The following is a 25,934-nucleotide window of genomic DNA, read 5'->3' as shown; positions in this document are numbered from 1 at the left end:
CGTCATCGACGGGGGCAATGAGAAACGCCGCCTGGCGGCGGCGTGCTGTCAATCAGGCAGGGGCGCGTCGGGAATGGAGCGCGATCATCGCTCCGTCTGCAGTGCAACCTTGCGATCTCCGACGTACCCCCTTGGCTGAATCATAGCCCTTGTCGTGGCGGATGCCAGCCGGAAAAAACGTGCGTTTCCGCATGAAAAAACCGCCCCGGGAGGCGGTTTTTTTGCGGCCAACGTTGGCCGCATCAGGCGTCGGCCGGCTTGCCCTCCGGCGGCGCGATCTGCTCGGCGTAGCCGCATTCCTTCTGCGGGCACACCTTCTCGGTGCCGCGGCGCTTGGTGACCTTGATGGTCAGCACCGGCCATTGGCATTTCGGGCAGGTCTCGGCGATCGGCGGGTTCCAGGTGGCGTAGGTGCACTTGGGGTAGGTGTTGCAGCTGTAGAACAGCTTGCCGTAGCGGCTCTTGCGCTCGATCAGGCTGCCGGCCTTGCACTGCGGGCAGGTGACGCCGGTGTCGCGCGGCTTTTCCAGCGGCTCGATGTGCTTGCACTTGGGGTAGTTGGCACAGCCGATGAACTTGCCATAGCGGCCCTTCTTGATGTGCAGTTCGCCGCCGCAATCCGGGCAGCTGCGGCCTTCGATCACCGTCGGCGCCTCGGCTTCCGCCGCCGCCTGCTCGGCGGTTTCGCCCACGTTGCGGGTGTAGTCGCAGTCCGGGTAGCCGGTGCAGGCGATGAAGCGGCCGCGCTTGCCGAACTTGATCGACAGCGGCTGGCCGCATTTCGGGCAGGCCTCGTCCAGGCTCTCGGTGGTGACCTCGGCGCGGCTGATGCCTTCCTTCTCGGTGATCTGCTTGTGGAAGCCCTTCCAGAAGCTGTCCATCACCGGCACCCACTGGCGCTGGCCGCTGGCGATCTCGTCCAGCTGGTTTTCCAGCTTGGCGGTGAAGTTGTAGTCCACGTACTGGGCGAAGTGTTCGGTAAGGAACTTGTTGACGATGTCGCCGGTGTCGGTGGGGAAGAAGCGCTTCTTGTCCAGGATCACGTACTCGCGATCCTTCAGCGTGGAGATGATGCTGGCGTAGGTGGACGGGCGGCCGATGCCGTACTCTTCCAGCGCTTTTACCAGGCTGGCTTCGGAGAAGCGCGGCGGCGGCTGGGTGAAGTGCTGCTCGCTGTACAGCTTGTCCACCGGCAGGGTTTCGCCTTCTTCCAGCAACGGCAGCTTGGCGTTCTCCTCGTCCTCGGCGTCGTCGACGTCTTCCTCGTACACCGACAGGAAGCCGCCGAACACCAGTACCTGGCCGCTGGCGCGGAACACGCCTTCGCCGACGTGGATGTCGATGCTGGTGGTGTCGAACTTGGCCGGCGCCATCTGGCAGGCCAGGGTGCGTTTCCACACCATCTCGTACAGCTTGAACTGGTCGGCGGTGAGGAAGGCCTTTACCGATTCCGGCGTGCGCAGGATGGAGGTCGGGCGGATCGCCTCGTGCGCTTCCTGCGCGTTCTTGGATTTGTTCTTGTAGGTCACCGGGTTCTTCGGCAGGTGCTCGCCGTCGAAACGCTCGGTGATGTAGCCGCGGATTTCTTCCACCGCCTCATTGGCCAGCGCCACCGAGTCGGTACGCATATAGGTGATCAGGCCGACGGTGCCCTGGCCGATGTCGATACCTTCGTACAGCTGCTGCGCGGTACGCATGGTGCGGTCGGTGGTCATGCCCAGCTTGCGCACCGCCTCCTGTTGCAGAGTGGAGGTGGTGAACGGCGCCGCCGGGTTGCGGGTCTTCTTTTTCTTCTCGATGCGGCCAACCTGGGCGCTGTGGCCCTGCAGCGCGGCCAGCAGGCGCGCCTGCTCGGCGTCATCGGGAATGTCGAACTGCTCCAGCTTCTTGCCGGCGAACTCGTTGAGCTTGGCGCTGAACTTGGTGCGGCTCTTGTGGCTGTCCAGGTGCACGGTCCAGTATTCCTGCGACACGAAGGCCTTGATCTCGTGCTCGCGCTCGCAGATCAGGCGCAGCGCCGGGCTCTGCACGCGGCCGGCGGACAGGCCGCGGCGGATCTTCTTCCACAGCAGCGGCGACAGGTTGAAGCCCACCAGGTAGTCCAGCGCGCGGCGTGCCTGCTGCGCATCCACCAGCTCCTGCGAAATGTCGCGCGGGTGGGCGATGGCGTCCAGCACCGCGTTCTTGGTGATCTCGTGGAACACCACACGCTGCGCGGTTTTGTCCTTCAGCAGTTTTTTCTTGTTGAGGATTTCCACCAGGTGCCAGGAAATCGCCTCGCCTTCGCGGTCCGGGTCAGTTGCCAGGTAGACGTGGTCTACCTTGCCCACCGCGTCGACGATGGCGTCGACGTGCTTGCTGTTACGCGCGATCAGCTGGTACTTCATGGCGAAGTCTTTTTCCGGGTCCACCGCGCCATTCTTCGGCACCAGGTCGCGCACGTGGCCGTAGGAGGCGAGGACTTCAAACTCGGCTCCCAGGTATTTTTTCAGTGTTTTCGCTTTTGACGGCGATTCGACAATCAGCAGGCTAGTGGGCATGGGCGGGTCGTTTCAGCAGAAATCCTGAGTTTCAGGACGACAATATTGTGTATTCATCAAACAAAACAAGAGCGCAAGTTTGGCGCTCTTGTCGGTGCCTGCGTTGCGGCCAAGCTGCGGCTGGCCGTAGCGCTTACTGCATGGTGGGCTCGCCATGCAGTGCGGTGAGCAGATCCTCGCCCACCAGTACCGGCAGCTCGGCACGCTGCGCCCACAGCACCATCAGCGCCGCCAGTTTGGCGGTGGGCAGCGAGATTTCGTCATCCGGCATCGCCAGCAGGCGGTCGATCAGCATTTCCCGTTGCGCCGGTGACAGCGCGCCGTTGTCTTCCAAGAACATGATCAGGCCGCGGATCTCGGTGGGCAGACGGGCGATTTCCTCGTCGTGGTACACGCGCAGGCCGTTGCTGTCGTTGGCGCCCTGGTAGGCGCCGTCGTTGAGGCTGTTCAGGCCATCCAGCCATTCCAGCGCGTTGCTGATCTCGTCGGTTTCGAAACCGGCAGCCGCCAACTGGCGGCCCAGATCGTCATGCGCGGGGCAGGCATCGGGGTCGCTGAATTCTTCAAGCAGGTAGGCGAGTACGTCAAACATTCAGGGGAATCAACCGGTTAGCAGGCCGTGCTGGCGGCATCGCGGCGGCGCTGGTAGCGGCCACCGTGCATGCTGTCAACATGACCCTGTATTTCAAGCTCGAGCAGCATCGCGTAAACCTCCCCCGGCGTCAACCCGAGGCGGGCGGCCAAGGTGTCGGCATCCACCGGATCGAAGCCCATCGCCAGCAGCAGCGGCGGCGGTGCGGCATCGTCAGCGGCGGGCGGGCTGGCGCTGACCGGGGCGCTGCGCAGCGGCAAACGGCCGACTTCATCCAGCACATCGTCCACGGTTTCCACCAGCCGGGCGCCGTCTTTCAGCAGGCGATGGCAGCCGCGCGCCTGCGGATTGTGGATGGAGCCGGGAATCGCCATCACCTCGCGCCCGGCTTCCAGTGCCAGCCGCGCGGTGATCAGCGAGCCGCTTTGCAGCGTGGCTTCCACGACCAGGCAGCCGCGCGCCAGGCCGGCGATGATGCGGTTGCGGCGCGGGAAGTTCTGCGCCGCCGGCGGCGCGCCCAGCGGAAACTCGGACAGGATCAGCCCTTGCTCGGCGATGCGGTGCGCCAGTTCGCGGTTGCGCGCCGGGTAGACGCGGTCGATGCCGGTGCCGATTACCGCCACGGTGCTGGCGGCCTGGCTCAGCGCGCCCTCGTGTGCGGCGGCGTCGATGCCGTCGGCCAGGCCGCTGACGATGCTGTAGCCGTTGGCCGCCAGGTTGCGGGCGAAGCTGCGGGCGTTGTCGTCGCCCTGCGGCGTGGAGTTGCGGCTGCCGACGATGGCCAGCATCGGTGCGGCCAACAGTTCGCGCCGGCCGCGGGCAAACAGCAGCGGCGGCGCGGCGCCGGCCTCGGCCAGCTGGCACGGGTAGTCGTCATCCTGCAGCGTGAGCAGGTGGCAGCCCTCGGCGGCGCCCCAGGCCAGCGCCGCTGCGGCACTTTGCTGCGCCAGCTCGCCGCCCAGCTGCTCGGCGACCTCGCGCTCCAAGATGCCCTCCAGTTGCGCCGGACGCGCCGCCAGCGCGGCCTCGGCACTGCCGAAGCGCTGGATCAGCTGCAGGAAGCGTTGCGGGCCGACGCCGGGCGAGAATGCCAGCGTGGCCCAGGCGCGCAGGCGGTCGCTCATTGCGGCGCGGCGATGCGGTCGCCCACCATCACCGACTGGCTGCTGCGCAGCACCAGCGCGTAGGAGGCCTTCTGGAACACGCGGTAGACGATCAGGTCGCCCAGCTGTTCGGACGGCATGGCCAACTGCTGTTTCTGGCCGTTGTTTTCCACGCTGATGAGCTTGGGCGCGCGGTAGATGCCAAACACGTGGCCGATCTCGACGCCTTCACGGCGGCCGCGGTTGATCACCACACTGTACAGCTGGCCGATCTCGTTGACGCCGCTGACACTCTGCACGATCTTGCCCTGCAGCTCGGCCGGCGGTTCGTGCGGGATGTACTGCAGGTCTTCATGCTCGGCCTTCTTCGCCAGGCGGTCGCCGACCAGGATCTCCTCGTTGACCTTGCCCACCTGAAGGCTGCTGACCGCATCGAGTTTGCGCACCAGCAGGTCACCGCCGTAGATCACCTCGTGGCCCAGCAGCTCCTTGCTGTCCGGGTCCACCACCGGGCGGCCCAGCCGGTACGCCTGCCAGGTGCCGGCGGAAGTCAGGCCGGTGGCGTAGGCCGGGTCCAGCGTGGACAGGATCACGCGGTTTTCCTGGGTGGCCACCAGGCGCGGCGCACGCTCGTAGTCGGCGGTGTCATCCACCAGCAGCGGGCGCTTGAGGAACGGCTCGATCGCCTTGGCCGGAATCATGCTGATGGCCTCGTCCAGCGGCGTGCTGCGCACCTGCGGCGACAGCTTCACCGTGCGGTTGCTGCCGATGCGCAGTATCGGCTGGCCGTTCTCGTAATCCAGGTACAGCACGTCGCCGGGGTAGATCCAGTGAGGGTTCTTGATCTGCTCGCGGTTCATGCGCCACAGCTGCGGCCATTTCCATGGCGATTTCAGGTACTTGCCGGAGATGTCCCACAGCGTGTCGCCCTTTTTCACCACGTAGCGCTGCGGGGCGTCTTCGCGCAATTGCAGGGTATCGGCCAGGGCCGGAGCGGACAGGCCAAGGGCCAGGACAAGAGATATAATAGGTTTTAACATCTGAAAGTGACCCCATCTGTAGCCGGCACTGGACGGAAAACGCAATTCACCGGATGCTGCCAACATTATTGACACCCGCGTCGGCATCCTCAACTGAAACGGCTTTGATTATGGCATTACTCAATATCCTTCATTATCCCGATCCGCGCTTGCACAAAGTAGCCAAGCCGGTGGAAGTTTTCGATGCGGCGCTGCAACAGCAGATCGACGACATGTTCGAAACCATGTACGAGGCGCACGGCATCGGCCTGGCGGCGACCCAGGTGGACTTTCACCAGCGGCTGATCGTGATCGACATTTCCGAAGACAAATCGGCGCCCTACGTGTTCATCAACCCGGAATTCCTGCAGAAGGACGGCGAGACGGTGTACGAGGAGGGCTGCCTGTCGGTGCCCGGCATCTACGACAAGGTGACCCGTGCCGAGCACGTGAAAGTGCGCGCGCTGGGGCGCGACGGTAAACCGTTCGAGCTGGATACCGGCGGCCTGCTGGCGATCTGCCTGCAGCACGAGGTGGATCACCTCGACGGCAAGGTGTTCGTGGAATACCTGTCGGAGCTGAAGCAGGCGCGCATCAAGACCAAGCTGAAAAAGCGCGAAAAGCACACCATGTAAGCGTGCGGCCAACGTTGGCCGTAGCTGGACGCGGGGCACGCCAGTCGTGCCCCGCCGCATTTGAGGATTCCCGATGAAGCTGATTTTTGCCGGTACCCCGGTATTCGCCGCCCAGGCGCTGCAGGCGCTGCTCGCCGCCGGCCACGACATTGCGCTGGTGCTGACCCAGCCGGACCGCCCGGCCGGGCGCGGCATGAAGCTCAAGCCCAGCCCGGTGAAGGAGCTGGCGCTGCAGCACGGCCTGCGCGTGGAGCAGCCGCTGACGCTGAAGACGCCGGAGGCGCAGGCGCTGGTGGCCGAGGTGGGCGCCGAGGTGATGGTGGTGGCCGCCTACGGCCTGCTGCTGCCCAAGGCGGTGCTGGAGATGCCGGCGCGCGGCTGTCTCAACATCCACGCCTCGCTGCTGCCGCGCTGGCGCGGAGCGGCGCCGATCCAGCGCGCCATCCTGGCCGGCGACGCCGAAACCGGCATCACCATCATGCAGATGGATGTCGGCCTCGACACCGGCGACATGCTGTCCATCCATGCGCTGCCGATTGCGGCCAACGATAGCGCCACCACGCTGCACGACAAGCTGGCGCTGCTGGGCGCCGAGGCCATCGTCGCCACGCTGGCGCGGCTGGACGCCTGTGTGCCGGAGCCGCAGCCGGAAGCCGGCGTCACCTACGCCGCCAAGCTCAGCAAGGAGGAGGCGCGCGTCGACTGGACGCAGCCGGCCGCCGCCATCGCCCGCGCCATCCGCGCCTACAACCCGGCGCCGGGCGCACACACCCTGCTGGCCGGCGAGGCACTCAAGCTGTGGCAGGCCGAGGCCATCGACGGCCACGGCGCGCCGGGCGAGGTGCTGCGTGCCGATGCCGACGGCGTGGTGGTGGGCAGCGGCCACGGCCTGGTGCGCATTACCGAGTTGCAGGCCGCCGGCGGCAAAAGGTTGGCTGCACGCGAGTTCGCCGCCGGCCGCAGCAACCTGACGGGAACCGTGCTGGGGGCTTGAGGCTCCAAAACCTGCCCGCATCTGCTGGGTAGCGTTGACTGAAAAGGGAAACTGGCTATGGGCTTTAACTGGTTGAAGACCACGGTATTGATGGCGGCCATCGTGGCGCTGTTCGCCATGATCGGCGGCATGATCGGCGGCAAGAGCGGCATGCTGCTGGCGCTGCTGTTCGGCGGTGCGATGAACGTGTTCGCCTACTGGAACTCCGACAAGATGGTGTTGCGTATGTACAACGCCCAGGAGGTGGATGGCCACAGCGCACCGGAGCTGTACGGCATGGTGGCCGAGCTGGCGCAGCGCGCCGGCCTGCCGATGCCGCGGGTGTACGTGATCCACGAGGAGCAGCCGAACGCCTTCGCCACCGGCCGCAACCCGGAAAACGCCGCCGTGGCCGCCACCACCGGCATCATGCGCATGCTCAGCTACCAGGAGCTGCGCGGGGTGATGGCGCACGAGCTGGCGCACGTGCAGCACCGCGACACGCTGATTTCCACCATCAGCGCCACCATGGCCGGCGCCATTTCCGCGCTGGCCAACTTTGCCATGTTCTTCGGTGGCCGCGACGAAGACGGCCGGCCGGTGAACCCGATCGCCGGCATCGCGGTGGCGATCCTGGCGCCGCTGGCCGCCAGCCTGATCCAGATGGCGATCTCGCGCGCTCGCGAGTTCGAGGCCGACCGCGGCGGCGCCGAGATCAGCGGCGACCCGCTGGCACTGGCGGCCGCGCTGCAGAAGATCGAGTACTACGCGCAAGGGCGGCCGATGTACGCCGCCGAGGCGCACCCGGAAACCGCGCAGATGATGATCATCAACCCGCTGTCCGGCGGCGGCATCAGCGGCCTGTTCCGCACCCATCCGCACACCGAGGAGCGCATCGCGCGGCTGCAGGAGATCGCGCGCGGCATGCGCTGAACCGGTATCATCCGCCCTGTCGAATCACGGCCACCGTCCCGTTTGCGGACGGTGGCCGGTTTTCTTGTTGGAACACCTAAATATGCACCGTATCCAGGAACTGGCCGCCGGCGTGCTCGAGCGCGTCGAGCAGGGCCGCACCCTGACCGAGGCGCTGGCCACCGTCCAGCGCAACCAGGAACTCTCCGCCGCCGAGCGCGGCGCGCTGCAGGACATCGCCTACGGCAGCCTGCGCCGGCTGGGCCAGCTGCGTTTCGTGCTGCGCCAGCTGGTGCCGCGGCCGCTGCCGGCGGCGGAGATCGAGCGCCTGCTGCTGGTGGCGCTGTACCAGCTGCTGCACACCCGCGCCGCCGACTACGCGGTGGTGGACCAGGCGGTGAATGCCGCCGCGGCGGTGGCGCGCGGCAAGTTCAAGGGTCTGGTCAACGGCGTGCTGCGCAACGCGCTGCGCCAGCGCGACGAACTGCTGGCCGCCGCACTGCGCGACAATGAGGCGCGCTACAACCACCCGCGCTGGTGGCTGCAGCGCCTGCGCGCCGCCTACCCGGCGCAGTGGGCGGACATCCTCGACGAGAGCAACCGCCACCCGCCGATGACGCTGCGGGTGAATGCCCGCCACGGCGACGCCGCCGGCTATGTGGCCGAGCTGGCCGGCAAGGACATGGCGGCGCGTGCGCTGGACGGCCATGCCGTGCTGCTGGAGACGCCGTGCAATGTGCGCGAGCTGCCGGGCTTCGCCGACGGCCGGGTGTCGGTGCAGGACTGGGGAGCGCAGCAGGCGGCGCGCTGGCTGGACGTGCAGCCGGGCATGCGGGTGCTGGATGCCTGCGCCGCGCCGGGCGGTAAGAGCGGCCACCTGCTGGAGCTGGCCGACATCGCGCTGACCGCGCTGGACATCGACGCCGGCCGCCTGCAGCGGGTGGAGGAAAACCTGGCGCGGCTGGGGCTTGCGGCCAACGTGGTCGCCGCCGATGCCGCACAGCCGGCCAAGTGGTGGGACGGACAGCCGTTCGACCGTATCCTCGCCGACGTGCCGTGCTCGGCCAGCGGCGTGGTGCGCCGCCATCCGGACATCAAGTGGCTGCGCCGCCCGACCGACTTCGCCGCGCTGGGGCAGCAGCAGGGCGCGCTCAGCGACGCGCTGTGGCCGCTGCTGGCCGCCGGTGGCAAAATGCTGTATGCAACCTGTTCCATCATGCCGGAGGAAAATCGCCAGCAGGTGGATGCCTTCCTGACGCGTCATCCTGACGCCCAGCTATTACAAGACGAACAATTGCTGCCTACCCCGGAACATGACGGCTTCTATTACGCGCTGTTGGCGAAACGTTCTTAGCCTGCTGCTGGTGCTGGCCGCCTGCCTGTTGCCGCTTGCGGCGCAGGCGGCGGAGGGCATTACCGCGCTGCGCGCGCGTGCCGAGGTGGAGGAGCACGCGCTGGCCATTTCCACCCGCTACCAGATCGTGCTGCCCAATGCCCTGCAGGATGCGGTGCAGCAGGGCATTCCGCTGACTTTTCGCCTCACCTTCGAGCTGACCCACCCACGCAGCAGTGCCTACTGGCTGCGCTTCAAGCACTTTTTCGAACCGACCGCCAGCATCAACTTCAAGCTGATGTATTACCGGCTGACCAACCGCTACCGGGTGGCGATCGGCAGCCTGGCCAATAATTACAACTCGCTGGCCGAGGCGCTGGCGGCGGTGGGCAGCATCGCCGGCTGGCGGGTGCTGGACGTGTCGGACTGGGATGAAAGCGATCGCCGGCTGCTGCGCGGCCGCGTGCAACTGGAACTGGATATCGGCCAGCTGCCACGGCCGTTCCAGCTCAATGCGCTGGGCGCCAGCGACTGGTCGCTGGAATCGGCGTGGACGTCGGTGACGGTCGAGGGGGGGAGCTGATGCGTTATCCGGCGATAGCCGCCGCGCTGGGCGTGGTGCTGATGTATCTGCTGGCGATCTCCACCGGCAACACTTCCAAGCTGGCCGAATACTACTGGTGGGTGTTCGGCCTCAATGCGCTGGGCCTGGCCGGCCTGATCGGCGTGGTGGTGCGGCAGGTGCTGCGCCTGCGGCGGCGGGTGAAGAGCCGCGAGTTCGGCGCCAAGCTGACGCAGAAGATGGTGGTGATGTTCACCGTGGTGGCGCTGCTGCCGGGCATGCTGGTGTTCACCGTGTCGGCGCAGTTCCTGACCCGCAGTATCGAGAGCTGGTTCAACGTGCAGGTGGAGACCGCGCTCGACCGCGGCCTGGAGCTGGGACGCAATGCGCTGGGCTACGTGCTGACCGACCTGTCGCGCAAGGCGCGGGTGGTGTCCAACGACATCGCCGACCAGAGCGAGCGCGAGCTCACCAGCCGGCTGGCGCGCCTGCGCGAACAGCTGGGGGTGGAGGAGATCGCCGTCTACACCCGGCAGGGCAAGCTGGTGAGCTTTGCCGGCCCGGACGAGCTGCGCTACCTGCCGCGCGCGCCGGACTACGAGCTGCTGCGCTCGCTGCAGAGCCGCAAACTGCATGAGAGCATCGACAACGACGCCCGCAGTGGCCTGCTGCTCAAGGTGCTGCTGCCGTACCGCAGCTTCGTCACCGACGAGGCGCTGGTGGTACAGATCATCCAGCCGGCGCCGGCGCAGATCGCGCGCGATGCCGAGCTGATCGAGGAGGCGCGCACCGACTACCGCCAGCTGGTGCTGGCGCGCGACGGGCTGAAAACCTTCTACATGCTGACGCTGGCGCTGGTGTTCCTGCTGGCGCTCACCGCGGCGCTGGCGTTTGCGCTGTTCATCTCCGAGCGGCTGTCGGCGCCGCTGTCCGAGCTGGCCGCCGGCACGCGCGCCGTGGCGCAGGGCGATTACTCCAAGCGTCACCCGGTGTACCGCAAGGACGAGCTGGGCATTCTTACCACCATGTTCAACCGCATGACGCAGCAGCTGGAGGAGGCGCGCTACGCCGCCGACGAGAACCGCCGCCTGCTGGAAGCGGGCAAGCTGTACCTGGAGAGCATCTTGGCCAACCTGTCGGCCGGGGTGGTGGCCTTCGACAGCAACTGGAACCTGCGCGCGGCCAACACCAGTGCCGGCCGCATTCTCGGCGTGAACTTCGAGGCGCTGGCCAGCGAGGAACTGCAGGTCTGGCCGGTGCTGCGCCCGGAGCTGACGCCGCTGGTGGATACCATCCTGCGTGAAGCGGCCAACGTTAACCCGCACGACTGGCAGCAGCAGATCGATTACAGCGGCGGCAACGGTCAGCGCCAGCTGGTGGTGCGCGGCGCGGTGCTGCCGGAGCGTTCCGGCACCGGCTACGTGGTGGTGTTCGACGACATCACCGAGCTGGGGCGCGCGCAGCGTGACGCGGCTTGGGGCGAGGTGGCCAAGCGCCTGGCGCACGAGATCCGCAACCCGCTGACGCCGATCCAGCTGTCGGCCGAACGGCTGGCGATGAAGCTGGCGGACAAGCTGGAAGGCGCCGATGCCGACATGCTGCGCCGCGCCACCGACACCATCATCAAGCAGGTTACCGCGCTGAAAGGCATGGTGGATGCCTTCCGCGACTATGCGCGCGCACCACGTACCAAGCTTGGCCCGCTGGAACTCAACACCTTGATTCGCGAGGTATTGACGCTGTACGAAAGCAATCCGGCGCTGCGGGCGGAACTGTGTGCCGAGCCGCTGCCGCTGATGGGCGATGCGGCGCTGCTGCGCCAGGTGCTGCACAACCTTCTGCAGAATGCACAAGATGCAGTCCTTGACGCTGACATCCCGATGATTCACATTAGCAGCCGACTAGAAGGAAGGAACGCGCTCGTCTGTGTACAGGACAACGGCGCAGGGTTCAGTGCAGACATACTGCACCGCGCCTTTGAGCCTTACGTAACCAGTAAGGCCAAGGGCACCGGGCTGGGCCTTGCGGTGGTGAAAAAGATAGTGGAGGAGCACCACGGTCAGGTTCAACTGGCCAATGGAGACAGCGGCGGCGCGCGGATCCTTCTCACCCTGCCAATGCTGGAGGCTTAATGCGAAGCAGCGACATTCTGATTGTTGATGACGAAATCGGTATCCGGGAATTGCTCTCGGAGATCCTGCAGGACGAAGGCTTTACCGTAGCGCTTGCCGAAAATGCCGAAGTGGCCCGCCAGTTGCGCGGCCAGACCCGGCCGGCACTGGTGTTGCTGGATATCTGGATGCCGGACTGCGACGGCGTGACCCTGCTCAAGGAGTGGGCCAAGTCCGGGCAGCTGAACATGCCGGTGGTGATGATGTCCGGCCATGCCAGCATCGACACCGCAGTCGAGGCCACCCGCATCGGCGCTTTCGATTTCCTGGAAAAGCCGATCGCGCTGCAAAAGCTGCTGACTACCGTGCAGCGCGCGCTCAAGTATGGCGACATGCAGGCCAACACCTCGCTGAACCTGGACAAGCTCGGCAAGAGCGCACCGATTCAGGAGCTGAAGCGGCAGCTGGACCGCGTTTCCAAGGTGAAATCGCCGGTATTGCTCACCGGCGAGCCCGGTGTGGGGTTCGAGCTGGTGGCGCGCTTCTTCCACCACGGCAATATGCCGTGGGTGATGCCGGCTAAGCTGGAGCAGCTGGCGGACGCGCCGCTGGAGCTGCTGCAGAAGGCCAACAACGGCGTGCTGTTCCTGCCGGACATCGGCCAGTACAACCGTCGCACCCAGCAGGGCCTGCTGTTCCTGCTGTCCAAGCTTGATCGTTTCAACGTGCGGCTGGTGTGTTCCTGCAGCCGCCCGCTGCAGGAGCTGCTGGTGGACCCGGAGTGCGACAACCGCATGCTCACCGCGCTGTCCAGCGTCATCGTGCCGATTCCGCCGTTGCGCGAGCACGCCGAGGACATCATCTTCATCGCCGAGCAGATTCTGCACGAGCTGGTGGAGTCCAAGCAGATCCCGACGCGCAAGCTCACCACCGCCGCGCTCAACGCCATGCGCCAGTACGACTGGCCGGGTAACCTGGAGCAGCTGCGCAGCATCATCAAGAGCCTGGGGCTGACCACCGAGGCGGAAGAAATCGACGTGGTGGAAGTGAACAAGGTGCTGGCGCAGTTCCGCCACGAAAAACCAGTGGAAGAAACCGGCTTCGATTTCAACCTGCCGCTGCGCGAACTGCGCGAGCAGCTGGAGCGCCGTTACTTCGAGTACCACATCGTGCTGGAAAACGGCAATATGAGCCGCGTGGCGCAGAAAGTGGGGCTGGAACGTACCCACCTGTACCGCAAGCTCAAGCAGCTGGGCGTGAAATTCAGTCGCAAGACCGCCGAGGAATAAGCGGCGCAACACCTTACGGGACGGCTGCCTTGGCGGCCGTCAGGCTGCAGACGAGTTTTTCGTTTACACGCTACCGAATCCGGCCAAGCCGGGTTGCTCCAGCTAAGCGCTTGCCTCGGCAGCCCTCCTGTTTATAAAACAAAGCCCTTTCGCTGCGCGAAAGGGCTTTGTCAACATTCTCCGGCCGCTCATGGCGGCCGTTTGGCATCATGAACAAAGAACTCGACGACGCGGCGCTGCTGCGCTACAGCCGGCACATCCTGCTGCCGGAAATCGACGTTGCCGGCCAGGAGCGCCTGCTGGCGGCGCGCGTGCTGGTGGTGGGCGCCGGCGGCCTGGGTGCGCCGGCCTTGCTGTACCTGGCCAGCGCCGGCATCGGCCAGCTGACGCTGGTGGACGACGATACGGTGGAGCTGACCAATCTGCAGCGCCAGGTGATCCACGACATGAGCACACTGGGGCAGCCCAAGGTGGCATCGGCGGCGACGCGGCTGGCGGCGATCAACCCGGATGTGCAGCTGCGGCTGCTGGCCGAGCGGCTGCAGGGCGACACGTTGGCCGCAGAGGTGGCGGCGCACGACCTGGTGCTGGATTGCTCCGACAACTTTGCCACCCGCCACGCCATCAACCGCGCCTGCGTCGCCGCCGGCGTGCCGCTGGTGTCCGGTGCCGCGGTGCGCTTCTCCGGCCAGCTGGCGGTGTATGACACGCGCGATGCCGCCTCGCCGTGCTATCACTGCCTGTTCCCAGACGAGGGCGAGGCCAGCGACGGCCCGTGCGCCACTTTTGGCGTGCTGGCGCCGCTGGTGGGGGTGATCGGCAGCCTGCAGGCAGTGGAGGCGCTCAAGTTGCTGGCCGGCTTGCGGCCAACCTTGGGCCAGCTGACGCTGTATGACGCGCTGGATGGCAGCTTCCGTCAGCTGACGGTACCGCGCGATCCGGATTGTCCGGTGTGCGCCAGTCGCCCATGAGTCGGCAAGCATGAAAAAAGCCGCTTTCCTTGGAAAGCGGCTTTTTTGTGTGCTGGCGTCAGGCCTTGAGATTCTGTTCGATCAGCTGGTGCAGCTCGGCGAAGTCCGGCTCGCCGACGAAGCGCTTGATGATGTTGCCCTGCTTGTCGATCAGGATGGAGGTCGGCGTCAGCTGGATGTCGCCGAAGGACTTGGCGATGCTGCCCTGGCTGTCCAGCGCCACGAAGAACGGCAGTTTCTTGTCGTTGACGTAGGCCTGCACGTAGTTGGGCGGATCGTAGCTCATCGCCACCGCCACGGTCTGGAAGCCCTGCGGCGCGTATTTCTGCTGGGTGGCAACCAGCTTGGGCATCTCGGCCATGCAGCCGCTGCAGCTGGTGGCCCAGAAGTTCACCAGTACCACCTTGCCTTTCAGGCTGTCGGTGCTGGCCTGCTGGCCGGAAAGGCTGGTGTATTGCACCGCCGGTGCGCCGTCGGTGAAGCAGCCGCTCAGCAGGGTGCTGGCGGCAAGCAGGGCAACGGTCAGGGCTTTGTTGAGCTTCATGTTACACATCCGGGTTGGCCGCAACGGCGTGCGGCGGCGATCAGGCTTGGTGCTGCAGCGTGTTCAGAAGTTCCCGCAGTTCGCCGTCGAGGGGGATGGCCTTCTGCTGGCGGCCGTCGTAGGCCACCAGGGTGACGTCGGCTTCCGCCGCGATCTTGCCGCTGGCCGCCAGCTTGACGCACTGGTGAATCACGCTGCTGCGATTGCCCACCGATTTTACCGAAGTTTCGATCAGCAGTTCATCGTTCATGGTCGCCGGATGACGGTAGTCAATATTGATGTTGACCACGATCAGTGCGATGCCGGAGGCGAGGAAGGCGGGCAGGTCGGCGCAATCCTCGAAAAAGGTCCAGCGGGCCTCTTCCAGGAACTCCAGGTAGCGCGCGTTGTTGACATGGCTGTACAGGTCCAGGTGATAGCCGCGGACCTTGATCTTGGTATGGTGTGGCATGGTTCTCCTCGTGGAAAGGCCGGTGCGTTGCCGGCGGGCCCCGGCCGCTCGGGCGGCCGGTGGCGAAAACAGCGGCTGGCGCCTTAGTCCTGGTCCAGGTCGAACGGCACGAACGGTTCGCGCTCCAGCGGGAAGTCCACCAGGTCGGTCAGTACCGAGTGGATTTCCACGTCGAACCACTGCAGGAACAGCTGCGGCGACAGCTCTGGCCAGAAGGCATCATCGTCGCACCAGTCGGCCAGTTCGGCGCCGAACAGGGTGCGGTAGTGGTGGTGGACGAAGTCCTGGGCGCTGGCGTAGTCGTCGGCGGCGGGAATCAGCAGTGCGTTACAGTCGCGGCGCAGTTCCGCCAGCTGCAGGCTGCCCTCCAGATTGCCCGGCAGCTGCAGCAGCCAATCCAGAAAGGCCTGGCGTGGTTTCAGGACGGCGACACTGCGGTTGACTTCGTACATGGCAATTCCTTGTTCAGCTGCCAGCCAGCTGGTTGGCGGTGGTAAAGGTCCATTTTCTCACGACTTGCAGCGAGCCGTACTCTGCGGCCAACGTGGACGGGAACGGCGGGTAGGGCGCGGCTTGGCGCACGATGCGCAGGGCGGCCTGGTCCAGCACTGCGGTGCCGGAGCTGCGCAGCACGCGCACATCCAGCAGCGCGCCATCGGCGCGGATGGTCACCAGCAGCTCCAGGCTGCCGAACAGGTTCTGTTGCCGTGCCTCCGCCGGGTAATTGCGATTGCCGATGTCCTCGACCCGGTGGCGCCAGTCCTCCACGTAGTTGGCCCAGCTGACGCCGACCGCGGCGGTGCTCAGTCTGGCCTGCGGGCGTTGCGCACTGGCGGGCGGCGCGGTCAGCAGCCGGGCGTTGGCAATGGGTGACGGTAGCGGTGGCTGCTGTTCGGGCTGGGCTGCGGGCGTGGCGGCTTGCGTGGCCTGCAGGCTGCCCTGGCTATCGTGCTGGGCCAGCAGCTGTGCGCGTTGCGGTGTCTGGCCGGGCGGAGTGGGCAGCAGGGTGACTTGCAGCGAGGAGATCGGCAGGTTGACCGCCGGCGTGCTGCTGCCGGGCAACCAGCCGCTCAGTGCCAGCAGCAACAGCAGGTGCAAGGCCAGCGATACCATGATCGCGACCTTGAAGAGTGAAGGGTCCACCGTGGCGGGCGGCGGGCCGAAACGGTTTGGAGCGGGCATGCCAACAGTGTAGCACGCCCGTAACAGCGCTTAGTTTTCCAGCAGGCTGCGCAGCATCCAGGCTGTTTTTTCATGCACTTGCAGACGCTGGGTCAGCAGGTCGGCGGTCGGCTCGTCGCTGGCGGCGTCCGCCAGCGGAAACAGCGAACGCGCGGTGCGGCACACGGTTTCATGGCCCTGCACCAGCTCGCGGATCATGTCCTGTGCCTTGGGCACGCCCTTGCTCTCGCCGATCGAGGTCAGCCGCGCGTAGTCGCCGTAGCTGCCGGGGGCGATGTGATCCAGCGCGCGGATGCGCTCGGCGATCTGGTCCACGGCCAGCGCCAGCTCGTTGTACTGGGTTTCGAACATCAGGTGCAGGGTCTGGAACATCGGCCCGGTGACGTTCCAGTGGAAGAAGTGGGTCTTCAGGTAGAGGGTGTAGCTGTCGGCCAGCAAGCGGGACAAGCCTTCTGCGATGCGGGCGCGGTCCTGGGCGGAAATGCCGATATCCATAGTGTTGCTCCTGTCTGATCGAGACTGCGTTACGTTCTACAATTGCCCCTTTGCGGACAAAAGGGCACCAATGAAACCCTGGTTGACGGAACACCCCGCCGGCGTGCGGCTGACCCTGCATGTGCAGCCCGGGGCACGCAAGAGCGAGCTGGCGGGAGAGCATGGTGACGCGCTCAAGATCAGGTTGGCCGCACCGCCGGTGGAAGGCAAGGCCAACGCCGCGCTGCTGCAGTGGCTGGCCGATTATCTGGCGGTGCCGCGCCGTGCCGTGAGCCTGCTGTCCGGCGAGCGCAACCGCCACAAGATCGTGGCGGTCAGCGGCGTGGACGCCGGCGCGGTGCTGGCCCGCTTGCTGCCGGCTAGTGCAGGTGGCGGTCGCTAGGCGTGCGCGGGTCGACGCGTTCGTATTCCCCTTCGATGATGTCTTCGCCCTGCTCGCCGCCGGCCGCCGGGCCGGGGCGGAAGCGCTCGCCCAAGTTGAGCTCGGCCAGCTTGGGGCTGGGCCAGGGCAACAGCAGCAGCAAGGCGAACAGGTCGCTGACCAGGCCGGGAATCGCCAGCAGCAGGCCGGCAATCATGATGCGCAGCGGCCACAGCAGCGAAAACAGCCCCACCTTGCCTTCGCGCAGGGTGGCGGCGACCGTCAGCAGGCCGCCCAGCTTGCTGCCGCGCATCAACAGGCTGCCGAGGAAGAAGCTGGCGATGACCCACAGCAAGGTCCAGCCACCGCCAATCTTGTCGGCCAGCAGAAACAGTGAGTACATTTCGAAAAACGGGTAAAGCAGCAATAAAATCAATAATCCACGCATGAAACGGATATCCGCATGAAAGTGTTACTGGTTGTGTGCAATGTGCCGGATGCCATGCTGGCAAGCCGGCTGGCCGAAACGCTGGTTGCCGAGCGACTGGCCGCCTGTGCCAACATCCTGCCCGAGTGCGAGTCGGTGTACCGTTGGCAGGGGCAGGTGGAGCGCGCACGCGAGGTGCCGCTGTTGCTCAAGACTACCGACACAGTATATGCAGCCCTGGAGCGAAGAATCCAAGAGCTGCACCCGTATGATGTGCCGGAAATTATCGCGCTGCCACTGGCGGCGGGTGCCATGGCTTACCAGCAATGGGTGATGGCTTCGGTGACGCCCTGAGTGTGGGGCATCCTGTTCGGGTAAACGTTCCACATAAGCGTTTTTCTGCATTGTTTTGTAAAAGCGCTTGACGGAACAAATCGGCATCCGTATAGTTGCGAACTCTCTTGGGGGTCGTTAGCTCAGCTGGTAGAGCAGCGGACTTTTAATCCGTTGGTCGCAGGTTCGAATCCCGCACGACCCACCACCCAGAGAATTGCGTAGGGTCGTTAGCTCAGCTGGTAGAGCAGCGGACTTTTAATCCGTTGGTCGCAGGTTCGAATCCCGCACGACCCACCACGCAGCCCTCAGGTAGGGTCGTTAGCTCAGTTGGTAGAGCAGCGGACTTTTAATCCGTTTGTCGCAGGTTCGAGCCCCGCACGACCCACCACCGTATTCTGCACACAGCCCGGTCATCGCGATCGGGCTGTTTGTTTTGCAGCGCTGGCTTTCGTGTGGCCAGCCGCTTGCCGGCCGGACCCGGCGTTACAAACGCATTTTTACAGCGCTTCGGCGCTGGGCTAGACTTGCCGCTTTCCTTGCCTGTCCACACGCTATCCATGATGTTCGCCCAACGTCGCCAGTCGCTGGCGGCCCTGATGTTGGCCGCAGTTGCCTCGCTGCCCTTCCTGTCCCGCTTTCATTTCCTGCCGCTGCCACAATGGTGGGGCGAGATCAGTGTGGTATTCCTGACGGTGCTGGCCTGCTACTGCCTGCCGTGGCAGCGCGGCGCCGAGCTGCCGCGCACCACATTGTGGATGCTACTGCTGGCCGGCGTCTGGGCGGCGCAGCCATTGCTGCTGCCGGTGCTGTTTCCGGGGCTCAACCAGGCGACGGCGCTGGCGTTTGTCGCCCTGGCACTGCTGGGCTGGATGACGGCACAGTGGCGCGCGGCAGCCGGCAATGATGCGGTTATTGCGCTGCTGTGCAAATCGCTGCTGCTGGGGGCGCTGGCGCAGTCGCTGATCGGTCTGGCGCAGCTGACCGGCCTGGCGCAGCTGATGGGCGGGGTGTTGTTCTATGACGGCGCCCATCCCACCACCAATATTTTCGGCCACATCGGCCAGCGCAACCAGTACGCGCATTACCTGACCTGGGGCGTGATTGCCGCCTGCTGGCTGGCGGCGAGCGAGCAGTGGTCGCGGCGCTGGTTGGCCGCCGCGGTGCTGTGGCTGGCGCTGTCGATTGCCTTTGCCGGCTCGCGCACGGTGCTGCTGTATACCGTGGCGCTGGCGCTGCTGGCGCCGTGGTGGCACTGGCGCGTGCGCAGCGCGACATCGCGCCGCATGTGGCAGGCGCTGTGGCTGGCGGTGGTCGCCATCATCGCGATGCAGTTTGTGCTGCCGCTGGGCGAGCGCCTGCTGGCGCCGCTGCTGCATGGCCAGGTGGTGGCCAGCGGGGTGGAGCGGCTCAGCAGCAACGTCGATGGCATGGGCGCGCGCCGGCTCGCGGAGTGGGGCAAGGCCTGGCTGGTGTTTCGGGAGGCACCGCTCTACGGCGTGGGCTGGAGCCAGTATGCCGCGCAGAGCGTGCGGCTGCAGATGCTGCCGCAGTTTGCCAATGCCGGGGTGAACAGCGGCCTGTTTGCCAATGCGCACAACCTGGTGTTCCAGCTGCTGGCAGAAATGGGCTTGCTCGGCACCGCGGCGGCGCTGCTCGGCTTCGCGTGGGCGGTGTGGCCGTATCTGTCGCGCCGGGTCGACGCCTCGCAGCTGGTGCCGGTGGCGGTAATGAGCGTTACCCTGATCCACAGCATGCTGGAGTACCCGCTGTGGTATCTGTACTTCCCGGCGGTGCTGGTGATGATGGCGAGCCTGGCGCCGGCGTCCGGCCGGGCGGCACCGGCGCTGCTGCCGTTGCTGGCGCGCGGCGTGGCGCTGCTCATGCTGGCGCTGGCGCTGTATGGCAGCTGGCGCTATATCGAGCTGCAGGGGCTGTACTATCCGACCAGTCAGAAAAAGCAGCAGCGGCTGGAGCAGATCATCCGCAGCGAGCCGATGTTTGCCGCGCATGCGCTGGGCCTGCTGGATGACGTGATCCAGCCCACGGCCGCGGCGACGCCGAACCAGCGCAAATGGCTGGACCTGATGGCGGCCTACCGCCCCTACCCGGACGTGCTGCTGCGCAAGGCGAAGATGGAGGCGCTGGCGGGCGAGCAAGTCAGGGCGGCCAGCACGCTGCGTACCGCGCTGGCCTCGTTTCCCACCTATGCGCCGGATTTTCTGGATGATCTGGACGAGGATGAGCCGGCGTGGCGCGAGCTGCGGCAGATTGCACAGCAGGCGGTCGCCGCCTTGCCGGCGCAATATCGTTAATGCGCCGCTTGGCCGCAGTGCCAGCAAGAAAAAAGCCACCGTTCGGTGGCTTTTTTTCGAGGAGGGGGCGCTCAGGCGTCGATGACCTGGCCGCTGCTCAGCGCGGTTTTCATCTTGCCCAGTGCCTTGGCCTCGATCTGGCGGATGCGCTCGGCGGAGACGCCGAACTCTGCGGCCAACTCGTGCAGCGTGGCGCCGCTGTCGTCCGCCAGCCAGCGCGCCTCGATGATGCGGCGACTGCGCGGGTCCAGCGTGCTGAGCGCCTGCTCCAGGCCCTCGCTTTGCAGCAGATCCAGCGAACGGCGTTCCAGCGCGCGCGTTGGCTCGTCGTGCGAATCGGCCAGCCAGTCGATGGGGGCAAAGCCCTCATCATCGCCATCATCGGCCAGCAGCGCGATGTCCTGGCCGCTCATGCGCGTTTCCATTTCACGCACTTCTTCCGGCTTGACGCCAAGCTCCTGCGCGATGGCATGCGCTTCGTGTTCCGATAGCGCCGACAGGCTCTGGCGCATGCTGCGCAGGTTGAAGAACAGCTTGCGCTGCGGCTTGGTGGTGGCAATGCGCACCAGGCGCCAGTTGCGCAGGATGAACTCGTGAATCTCGGCCTTGATCCAGTGTACGGCAAAGGAGAACAGGCGTACGCCGCGATTGGGTTCGAAGCGCTTTACCGCCTTCATCAGGCCGATATTACCTTCCTGGATCAGGTCGGCCTGCTGCAGGCCGTAGCCGGAATAGCCGCGGGCGATGGAAACCACCACGCGCAGATGCGATAGCACCAGCCGCTTGGCCGCGTCCAGGTCACCTTGTTGGTGCTGGCGGGTGGCAAGCTCGAACTCTTCTTCCGGTGTCAGCATCGGGATGCTGTTAACGGTCTGGATGTACTGCTCCAGGCTGCCGTTGGAGGAGAGTACAGGCAAGGCGATTGCAGTCATAAATGGCTTGTCCTCAAGAAAACCTGAACCGATGTTAGCACTCAGCTTATGAGAGTGCCAGATCGGGCCCGGTTCCCGTTTGATGGTATTTTTTTATGTGGCCGATAGCATCAGTGCGCGCGCACCTTGCGCAGATGATGATCCGCCGCCAGTCGCGCACCGAACAGGCACAGCAGGATGCTGCCGCCGGCCAGTGCGGCCAACTCGACGCCACTCAGCCCGGCCAGGTTGATGTTCTCACCGTACAGCCGTGCAAATTCGTTCAGCGCCGGCGCTGCCTGCGCCACGAACAGGCTGCTCAGCCCCCAGCACAGCAGCGCGCTGAGCAGGCCCAGCCAGAACGCGTGGTACAGGAAGGGGCGGCGGATGAAGCTGTCGGTGGCGCCGATCAGCTTGGCCACTTCGATCTCCTCCTGTCGCGCCAGAATCTGCATGCGGATGGTGTTGTGGGTGATCAGCACCAGTGCGATGCCGAAGCTGGCGGCGAGGAACCAGGCCAGCTTCACCGCGATATCCAGCAGGCCGTGCAGGCGGCGCGCCCAGGCGGCATCGAACTGCGATTGCTCCACCATCGGCAGGCCGGACAATTCCTTTTGCAGCATGTCCAGCGCGTCCGGCGCGGTGTCCGGCTTGGGGGTGACAATGAAGGCGTCCGGCAGCGGGTTGCCGTCCAGCCCCTCGCTGATGCCGGCAAGGCCACTGCGCTGCTCCAGTTCGCGTAGCGCCTGGTCGCGGCCAACGTAGCGGAAATTGGCTACGGTGGGATGGGACGACAGGCTGGATTGCACCGCGGCGATATCGGCCTGCTCGGCGGACAGCTCCATGAACAGGGTGATCTGCGGCGAGGCGGTGAGTTTGCCCACCCAGTGCTGCAGGCTGCCGGCGCCCAGGTACAGGCTGACCGGTAGCGACATCGCTACCGCCAGCATCAGCAGGCTCAGCAGGCTGCCCACCGGCTGGCGCAGCATCTTGCGCAGCGCTTGTCTGGCATCCTGCCAGTGCAGGTAGAAGAAATGCTTCATGAGGCGAATTGTCCTTCCCGCAGGCGGATGATGCGGCGGCCGTAGTCTTCCATCAGGGTCTCGTCGTGCGCGGAGATCAGCACGGTAACGCCCACCTGGTGGAAGGACTTGAACAGCTCCATGATGTCCAGCGCGTAGGCGCGGTCAAGGTTGGCCGACGGCTCGTCGGCCAACAGGATGCTGGGCCGGTGCACCACGGCGCGCGCGATGCACAGCCGCTGCTGTTCGCCGCCGGACAGCCGTACCGGCATCACCTTCTCCTTGCCGGCCAGGCCGACCTTGTCCAGCGCGGCCCGCACGCGGCGCGCGGCATCGCGGCGGTCGAAGCCGATGATGTCCAGCGGCAGCATCACGTTGTCGAACACATTGCGGTCGAACAGGATCTTGTGGTCCTGGAATACGATGCCGATGTGCTGGCGCACGTAGGGCAGCTGGCTGGCGCGCAGCCGGCTCAGGTTCTGGTTGTTCACCAGCACGCTGCCGCTGGTGGCACGCTCGATGCCGGAGATCAGCTTCAGCAGGGTGCTCTTGCCGGCGCCGGAGTGGCCGGCGAGAAACACCATCTCGCCGCTGTCGATGGTGAATGACAGGTTGCGCAGCGCGTCGTGGCCGCCGGGGTAGCGCTTGGTCACCTGATCAAACTGGATCATGTCGCATCCTCAGGGGAAAGGTTGGCCGCAGGCTCAGTCGAACAGCGCGTCGATGTAGTCGTCGCTATCGAACGGGCGCAGGTCGTCGATGCTCTCGCCGACGCCAATGAAGCGCAGTGGCACCGGGCGCTGCTTGGCGATGGCGGCGATCACGCCGCCCTTGGCTGTGCCGTCCAGCTTGGTGAGCACCAGGCCGGTGAGGCCCAGCGCGTCGTCGAAGGCGATGACCTGGTTGATGGCGTTCTGGCCGATATTGGCGTCCAGCACCAGCATTACCTCGTGCGGACCGTCGGGAATCGCTTTCTGGATCACCCGCTTCACCTTCTTGATTTCTTCCATCAGGTGCAGCTGGGTGGGCAGGCGGCCGGCGGTGTCAGCCAGCACGATATCGATGCCGCGCGCGGTGGCGGCCTGGATGGCGTCGAAGCACACCGCGGCGGCATCGCCGCTCTGCTGCGCGATCACCGTCACGTTGTTGCGCTCGCCCCAGGCCATCAGCTGCTCGCGGGCGGCGGCGCGGAAGGTGTCGCCGGCGGCCAGCAGCACGCTCTTGCCCTGGCTCTGGAAGTATTTCGCCAGCTTGCCGATGGAGGTGGTTTTACCGGCGCCGTTGACGCCCACCATCATGATCACGAACGGCTTCTTGGTGGACACGTCCAGCGGCTGCTGCAGCGGGCCGATCAGCGCCGACAGCGAGTCCTTCAGTGCGCCCTTGAGTTCGCTGGCGTCGCTGAGGCCTTTCAGGGTGACGCGTTCGCGCACGTCCTTCAGCAGGTGCACGGTGGCATCCACCCCCATGTCGGCGGTTAGCAGCACGGTTTCCAGCTCTTCGTACAACTCTTCGTCGATCTTGCCGCCGCCAAACAGCCCGGCCAGCTGCTTGCCCAGCTTGTCACGGGTTTTGGACAGGCCGGCCTTCAGGCGCTCGGTCCAGCTGGGTTTGGCAACGGTGGCGGGGCTGGATTCGATTGGCGCGGCGCTGACGGGGCTGGCGGATGTCGCTTCGCTGCTCTCGGGAGCGGGCGCAACGGGAGTGTCGGTCTTTTTCTTGAAGAAGCTAAACATGCTTTGAGAATAAAGGCGGCTAGAGAAAGTGCGATTGTAACGTCAAATCAGCGCGGAAGAGCGACGGCCGACAGTATTCCTTATATAGGCAATTGCCGTTGTGCTCGTGCATGTGTGCAATAACAGACGCCGACGCCAGACTCGGGGTAGAATCCCGCCCTTGAAATTCAGGAGGATACATGACGCAGCAGCGCAACAAGGTTCGCATCATCGGTGGGCAGTACCGTCGCCGCTTGCTGGAGGTGCCGGCTGTCGAGGGCTTGCGGCCAACCCCTGACCGGGTGCGGGAGACACTGTTCAACTGGCTGGGCCAGGAGCTGGACGGGCTGCGTTGTCTGGACTTGTTTGCCGGTAGTGGTGCGCTGGGCTTCGAGGCTGCGTCGCGTGGCGCCAAGGAGGTGGTACTGGTGGAGAAGGTGCGCGCGGTGGCGGACACCCTGCACCGCAATGTCCAGCTGCTTGGTGCGACACAGATCCAGGTGCTGAATCAGGATGCGTCGGCCTACCTGTCGGCGGGGCAGGGGCAGTTCGACGTGATCTTCGTCGATCCACCTTACGCCAGCGCGCTCTTGGCGCAGGTACTGCCGCTGCTGCCAGCAAGGTTGGCCGCAGGCGGCCGCGTTTATGTCGAAACGGCGGCGGCGCGAGAGTTTGCCGGTTGGGAAGTGCTGCGCTCGATCCGTGCCGGGCTGGTGCACGGCTATCTGCTGGCACAAGAAAGCAGCATATAAGGATATAACGGCCGGAACTTGCTTGTGTTCGGGCCGGGTGACAGAATTCATTGTGTGGAATACTTGAGGAAATTACTATGGCTTTGATGATTACCGACGAGTGCATTAACTGCGACGTCTGTGAACCGGAATGCCCGAACAATGCGATCTCGCAGGGCGAAGAAATCTATGTGATCGACCCGGATCTGTGCACCCAGTGCGTGGGCCACTACGATGAGCCGCAATGCCAGCAGGTCTGTCCGGTGGATTGCATTCCGCTGGATCCGTCGCATGAAGAGAGTCAGGATCAGCTGCATCAGAAATATCTGCGTATCAGCGGCAAAGCCTGAGTCGCTTAAGTGCCTGATTTGCAACACGGCCCTGTCTCTGGCAGGGCCGTTTGCTTGCAAAATGCAAAAAAAAGACTGTTTGGGTGTTGACGGGCTAGTGGGGTGTCTATACTATTCGGGCTTCTTCGACGGGGGGATTCCCGAGCGGTCAAAGGGATCAGACTGTAAATCTGACGGCTCAGCCTTCGAAGGTTCGAATCCTTCTCCCCCCACCAGTTGCTATTGAGTCTTGGCGGCAAACGAAATGGTCGTCCGGATCGTAGGCGGGTGTAGCTCAATGGTAGAGCAGAAGCCTTCCAAGCTTACGACGAGGGTTCGATTCCCTTCACCCGCTCCAGGATTTAGTTTGGCCCATGTAGCTCAGGGGTAGAGCACTCCCTTGGTAAGGGAGAGGTCGGCAGTTCAATTCTGCCCATGGGCACCAAGTATTACTTAGACTTTAACTCGCATTCAGGGAATTTTTGCCATGGCAAAAGAAAAGTTCGCGCGGACCAAGCCGCACGTAAACGTCGGCACCATCGGTCACGTTGACCATGGTAAAACCACTCTGACCGCTGCTATCACCACCATTCTGTCCAAGAAGTTCGGTGGCGAAGCTAAAGACTACTCCCAGATCGACAGCGCGCCGGAAGAAAAGGCTCGTGGTATTACCATTAATACCGCACACGTTGAATACGAAACCGAGGCTCGTCACTACGCTCACGTTGACTGCCCGGGTCACGCTGACTACGTGAAGAACATGATTACCGGTGCTGCCCAGATGGACGGCGCGATTCTGGTGTGCTCGGCCGCTGACGGTCCGATGCCGCAAACCCGCGAACACATTCTGCTGTCCCGTCAGGTTGGCGTTCCGTACATCATCGTGTTCCTGAATAAGGCCGACCTGGTGGACGACGCTGAGCTGCTGGAACTGGTGGAAATGGAAGTGCGCGACCTGCTGTCTTCCTACGATTTCCCGGGCGACGACACCCCGATCGTTACCGGTTCCGCCCGTCTGGCGCTGGAAGGCGACCAGTCCGAATACGGCGAGCCGGCGATCTTCCGTCTGGCTGACGCA

Annotated in this window: 28 protein-coding genes and 6 tRNA genes; 20 read left to right on the top strand and 14 right to left on the bottom strand. The window is 64.9% G+C overall.

The window, feature by feature from the left end:
- Positions 1-242: 242 nt before the first annotated feature.
- The 4 genes from topA to ACFOLG_RS10250 all read right to left on the bottom strand — a co-directional run bounded on the left by topA (position 243) and on the right by ACFOLG_RS10250 (position 5,275).
- Positions 243-2,540, bottom strand: a complete 2,298-nt coding sequence (gene topA, locus ACFOLG_RS10265) for a type I DNA topoisomerase (protein WP_386091408.1) — start codon at positions 2,538-2,540, stop codon at positions 243-245.
- Between the two features lie 133 nt (positions 2,541-2,673).
- Positions 2,674-3,132 carry a DUF494 family protein gene (locus ACFOLG_RS10260; RefSeq protein WP_386091406.1) on the bottom strand — a complete coding sequence of 153 codons (459 nt, stop codon included), beginning with the start codon at positions 3,130-3,132 and terminating at the stop codon, positions 2,674-2,676.
- Positions 3,133-3,149: 17 nt separating this feature from the next.
- Positions 3,150-4,256, bottom strand: a complete 1,107-nt coding sequence (gene dprA / locus ACFOLG_RS10255) for a DNA-processing protein DprA (protein ID WP_386091404.1) — start codon at positions 4,254-4,256, stop codon at positions 3,150-3,152.
- Entirely contained in the window at positions 4,253-5,275 is a 1,023-nt protein-coding gene (locus tag ACFOLG_RS10250) for a LysM peptidoglycan-binding domain-containing protein (protein WP_386091402.1), read from the bottom strand. Before ACFOLG_RS10250 ends, dprA begins: the two co-directional genes overlap by 4 nt.
- A 110-nt stretch (positions 5,276-5,385) precedes the next feature.
- On the opposite strand from ACFOLG_RS10250, the gene def reads away from it, so the two are divergent.
- The 8 genes from def (at position 5,386) to ACFOLG_RS10210 (ending at position 14,040) form a co-directional block, all read left to right on the top strand.
- A complete protein-coding gene (gene def, locus ACFOLG_RS10245; protein ID WP_386091401.1) occupies positions 5,386-5,889 on the top strand; it encodes a peptide deformylase in 504 nt (167 codons plus the stop codon).
- A gap of 73 nt (positions 5,890-5,962) precedes the next feature.
- Entirely contained in the window at positions 5,963-6,883 is a 921-nt protein-coding gene (fmt, locus tag ACFOLG_RS10240; protein ID WP_386091399.1) for a methionyl-tRNA formyltransferase, read from the top strand.
- A 57-nt stretch (positions 6,884-6,940) separates the two neighbouring features.
- The gene (htpX, locus tag ACFOLG_RS10235; protein WP_386091397.1) at positions 6,941-7,795 is read left to right on the top strand and encodes a zinc metalloprotease HtpX; all 855 of its coding nucleotides are present in this window, start codon (positions 6,941-6,943) and stop codon (positions 7,793-7,795) included.
- A gap of 82 nt (positions 7,796-7,877) precedes the next feature.
- Positions 7,878-9,128, top strand: a complete 1,251-nt coding sequence (gene rsmB, locus ACFOLG_RS10230; protein WP_386091395.1) for a 16S rRNA (cytosine(967)-C(5))-methyltransferase RsmB — start codon at positions 7,878-7,880, stop codon at positions 9,126-9,128.
- Positions 9,088-9,690 (top strand): DUF4390 domain-containing protein, encoded by a 603-nt coding sequence (locus ACFOLG_RS10225; RefSeq protein ID WP_386091393.1) that lies wholly within the window; start codon positions 9,088-9,090, stop codon positions 9,688-9,690. Before rsmB ends, ACFOLG_RS10225 begins: the two co-directional genes overlap by 41 nt.
- On the top strand, positions 9,690-11,801 hold the full coding sequence (locus ACFOLG_RS10220) for a sensor histidine kinase (RefSeq protein ID WP_386091391.1): 2,112 nt from the start codon (positions 9,690-9,692) through the stop codon (positions 11,799-11,801). The genes ACFOLG_RS10225 and ACFOLG_RS10220 overlap by 1 nt, the downstream gene beginning before the upstream one ends.
- A complete protein-coding gene (locus ACFOLG_RS10215; protein WP_349587330.1) occupies positions 11,801-13,069 on the top strand; it encodes a sigma-54-dependent transcriptional regulator in 1,269 nt (422 codons plus the stop codon). The genes ACFOLG_RS10220 and ACFOLG_RS10215 overlap by 1 nt, the downstream gene beginning before the upstream one ends.
- 209 nt (positions 13,070-13,278) lie before the next feature.
- The gene (locus ACFOLG_RS10210) at positions 13,279-14,040 is read left to right on the top strand and encodes a HesA/MoeB/ThiF family protein (protein WP_386091389.1); all 762 of its coding nucleotides are present in this window, start codon (positions 13,279-13,281) and stop codon (positions 14,038-14,040) included.
- Positions 14,041-14,098: 58 nt separating this feature from the next.
- Here the strand turns inward: ACFOLG_RS10210 and ACFOLG_RS10205 are convergent, their stop codons facing one another.
- The 5 genes from ACFOLG_RS10205 to ACFOLG_RS10185 all read right to left on the bottom strand — a co-directional run bounded on the left by ACFOLG_RS10205 (position 14,099) and on the right by ACFOLG_RS10185 (position 16,712).
- Positions 14,099-14,584 (bottom strand): TlpA family protein disulfide reductase, encoded by a 486-nt coding sequence (locus tag ACFOLG_RS10205; RefSeq protein WP_386091387.1) that lies wholly within the window; start codon positions 14,582-14,584, stop codon positions 14,099-14,101.
- Positions 14,585-14,624: 40 nt separating this feature from the next.
- Positions 14,625-15,035 carry an acyl-CoA thioesterase gene (locus tag ACFOLG_RS10200; RefSeq protein ID WP_386091385.1) on the bottom strand — a complete coding sequence of 137 codons (411 nt, stop codon included), beginning with the start codon at positions 15,033-15,035 and terminating at the stop codon, positions 14,625-14,627.
- Positions 15,036-15,118: 83 nt separating this feature from the next.
- On the bottom strand, positions 15,119-15,487 hold the full coding sequence (locus tag ACFOLG_RS10195; RefSeq protein ID WP_386091383.1) for a VacJ: 369 nt from the start codon (positions 15,485-15,487) through the stop codon (positions 15,119-15,121).
- Positions 15,488-15,500: 13 nt separating this feature from the next.
- The gene (locus ACFOLG_RS10190) at positions 15,501-16,148 is read right to left on the bottom strand and encodes an energy transducer TonB (RefSeq protein WP_386091381.1); all 648 of its coding nucleotides are present in this window, start codon (positions 16,146-16,148) and stop codon (positions 15,501-15,503) included.
- A gap of 99 nt (positions 16,149-16,247) precedes the next feature.
- Positions 16,248-16,712 (bottom strand): Dps family protein, encoded by a 465-nt coding sequence (locus tag ACFOLG_RS10185; RefSeq protein ID WP_386091379.1) that lies wholly within the window; start codon positions 16,710-16,712, stop codon positions 16,248-16,250.
- 82 nt (positions 16,713-16,794) lie between these two features.
- Between ACFOLG_RS10185 and ACFOLG_RS10180 the strand changes: the two genes are divergently transcribed.
- Positions 16,795-17,094: a DUF167 domain-containing protein gene (locus ACFOLG_RS10180; protein WP_386091377.1), complete on the top strand. Its 300-nt coding sequence runs from the start codon at positions 16,795-16,797 to the stop codon at positions 17,092-17,094.
- Here the strand turns inward: ACFOLG_RS10180 and ACFOLG_RS10175 are convergent.
- Positions 17,072-17,521: an FxsA family protein gene (locus ACFOLG_RS10175; protein ID WP_386091375.1), complete on the bottom strand. Its 450-nt coding sequence runs from the start codon at positions 17,519-17,521 to the stop codon at positions 17,072-17,074. The two genes, ACFOLG_RS10180 and ACFOLG_RS10175, sit on opposite strands and share 23 nt — an antisense overlap.
- 15 nt (positions 17,522-17,536) lie before the next feature.
- Between ACFOLG_RS10175 and cutA the strand changes: the two genes are divergently transcribed.
- The 5 genes from cutA to ACFOLG_RS10150 all read left to right on the top strand — a co-directional run bounded on the left by cutA (position 17,537) and on the right by ACFOLG_RS10150 (position 20,148).
- Positions 17,537-17,854, top strand: coding sequence for a divalent-cation tolerance protein CutA (cutA, locus tag ACFOLG_RS10170; protein WP_386091373.1), 318 nt, complete (start codon positions 17,537-17,539; stop codon positions 17,852-17,854).
- 111 nt (positions 17,855-17,965) lie between these two features.
- Positions 17,966-18,041 (top strand) — tRNA-Lys (locus ACFOLG_RS10165).
- Between the two features lie 16 nt (positions 18,042-18,057).
- Positions 18,058-18,133, top strand: a tRNA-Lys gene (locus ACFOLG_RS10160).
- A 15-nt stretch (positions 18,134-18,148) separates the two neighbouring features.
- Positions 18,149-18,224, top strand: a tRNA-Lys gene (locus tag ACFOLG_RS10155).
- 169 nt (positions 18,225-18,393) lie between these two features.
- A complete protein-coding gene (locus ACFOLG_RS10150; protein ID WP_386091371.1) occupies positions 18,394-20,148 on the top strand; it encodes a PglL family O-oligosaccharyltransferase in 1,755 nt (584 codons plus the stop codon).
- A 71-nt stretch (positions 20,149-20,219) separates the two neighbouring features.
- Here ACFOLG_RS10150 and rpoH read toward each other — a convergent pair whose 3' ends face one another.
- The 4 genes from rpoH to ftsY all read right to left on the bottom strand — a co-directional run bounded on the left by rpoH (position 20,220) and on the right by ftsY (position 23,817).
- Complete coding sequence (gene rpoH, locus ACFOLG_RS10145; protein ID WP_386091369.1) at positions 20,220-21,080, bottom strand: RNA polymerase sigma factor RpoH; 861 nt, start codon at positions 21,078-21,080, stop codon at positions 20,220-20,222.
- Positions 21,081-21,190: 110 nt separating this feature from the next.
- Entirely contained in the window at positions 21,191-22,102 is a 912-nt protein-coding gene (gene ftsX, locus ACFOLG_RS10140) for a permease-like cell division protein FtsX (protein ID WP_386091367.1), read from the bottom strand.
- Complete coding sequence (ftsE, locus tag ACFOLG_RS10135; protein ID WP_386091365.1) at positions 22,099-22,752, bottom strand: cell division ATP-binding protein FtsE; 654 nt, start codon at positions 22,750-22,752, stop codon at positions 22,099-22,101. The genes ftsX and ftsE overlap by 4 nt, the downstream gene beginning before the upstream one ends.
- Positions 22,753-22,785: 33 nt before the next feature.
- On the bottom strand, positions 22,786-23,817 hold the full coding sequence (gene ftsY, locus ACFOLG_RS10130) for a signal recognition particle-docking protein FtsY (RefSeq protein ID WP_386091363.1): 1,032 nt from the start codon (positions 23,815-23,817) through the stop codon (positions 22,786-22,788).
- Between the two features lie 179 nt (positions 23,818-23,996).
- On the opposite strand from ftsY, the gene rsmD reads away from it, so the two are divergent.
- The 6 genes from rsmD to ACFOLG_RS10100 all read left to right on the top strand — a co-directional run.
- Complete coding sequence (rsmD, locus tag ACFOLG_RS10125) at positions 23,997-24,548, top strand: 16S rRNA (guanine(966)-N(2))-methyltransferase RsmD (protein ID WP_386091361.1); 552 nt, start codon at positions 23,997-23,999, stop codon at positions 24,546-24,548.
- A gap of 77 nt (positions 24,549-24,625) precedes the next feature.
- On the top strand, positions 24,626-24,877 hold the full coding sequence (locus ACFOLG_RS10120) for a YfhL family 4Fe-4S dicluster ferredoxin (protein ID WP_386091359.1): 252 nt from the start codon (positions 24,626-24,628) through the stop codon (positions 24,875-24,877).
- A gap of 130 nt (positions 24,878-25,007) precedes the next feature.
- Positions 25,008-25,092: transfer RNA gene (locus ACFOLG_RS10115), tRNA-Tyr, on the top strand.
- A gap of 48 nt (positions 25,093-25,140) precedes the next feature.
- Positions 25,141-25,214 (top strand) — tRNA-Gly (locus tag ACFOLG_RS10110).
- A 12-nt stretch (positions 25,215-25,226) separates the two neighbouring features.
- Positions 25,227-25,301: transfer RNA gene (locus ACFOLG_RS10105), tRNA-Thr, on the top strand.
- A 42-nt stretch (positions 25,302-25,343) separates the two neighbouring features.
- Positions 25,344-25,934 (top strand): GTP-binding protein (locus tag ACFOLG_RS10100; RefSeq protein WP_386091337.1); only part of this gene is annotated, 591 nt, incomplete at its 3' end.

It is taken from the genome of Vogesella facilis (assembly GCF_042648525.1).
In the GTDB taxonomy this organism is placed as follows: Bacteria; Pseudomonadota; Gammaproteobacteria; order Burkholderiales; family Chromobacteriaceae; genus Vogesella; species Vogesella facilis.
Note: the sequence above shows the minus strand (reverse complement) of the source record. Positions and strands in the feature narration are given on the sequence as shown.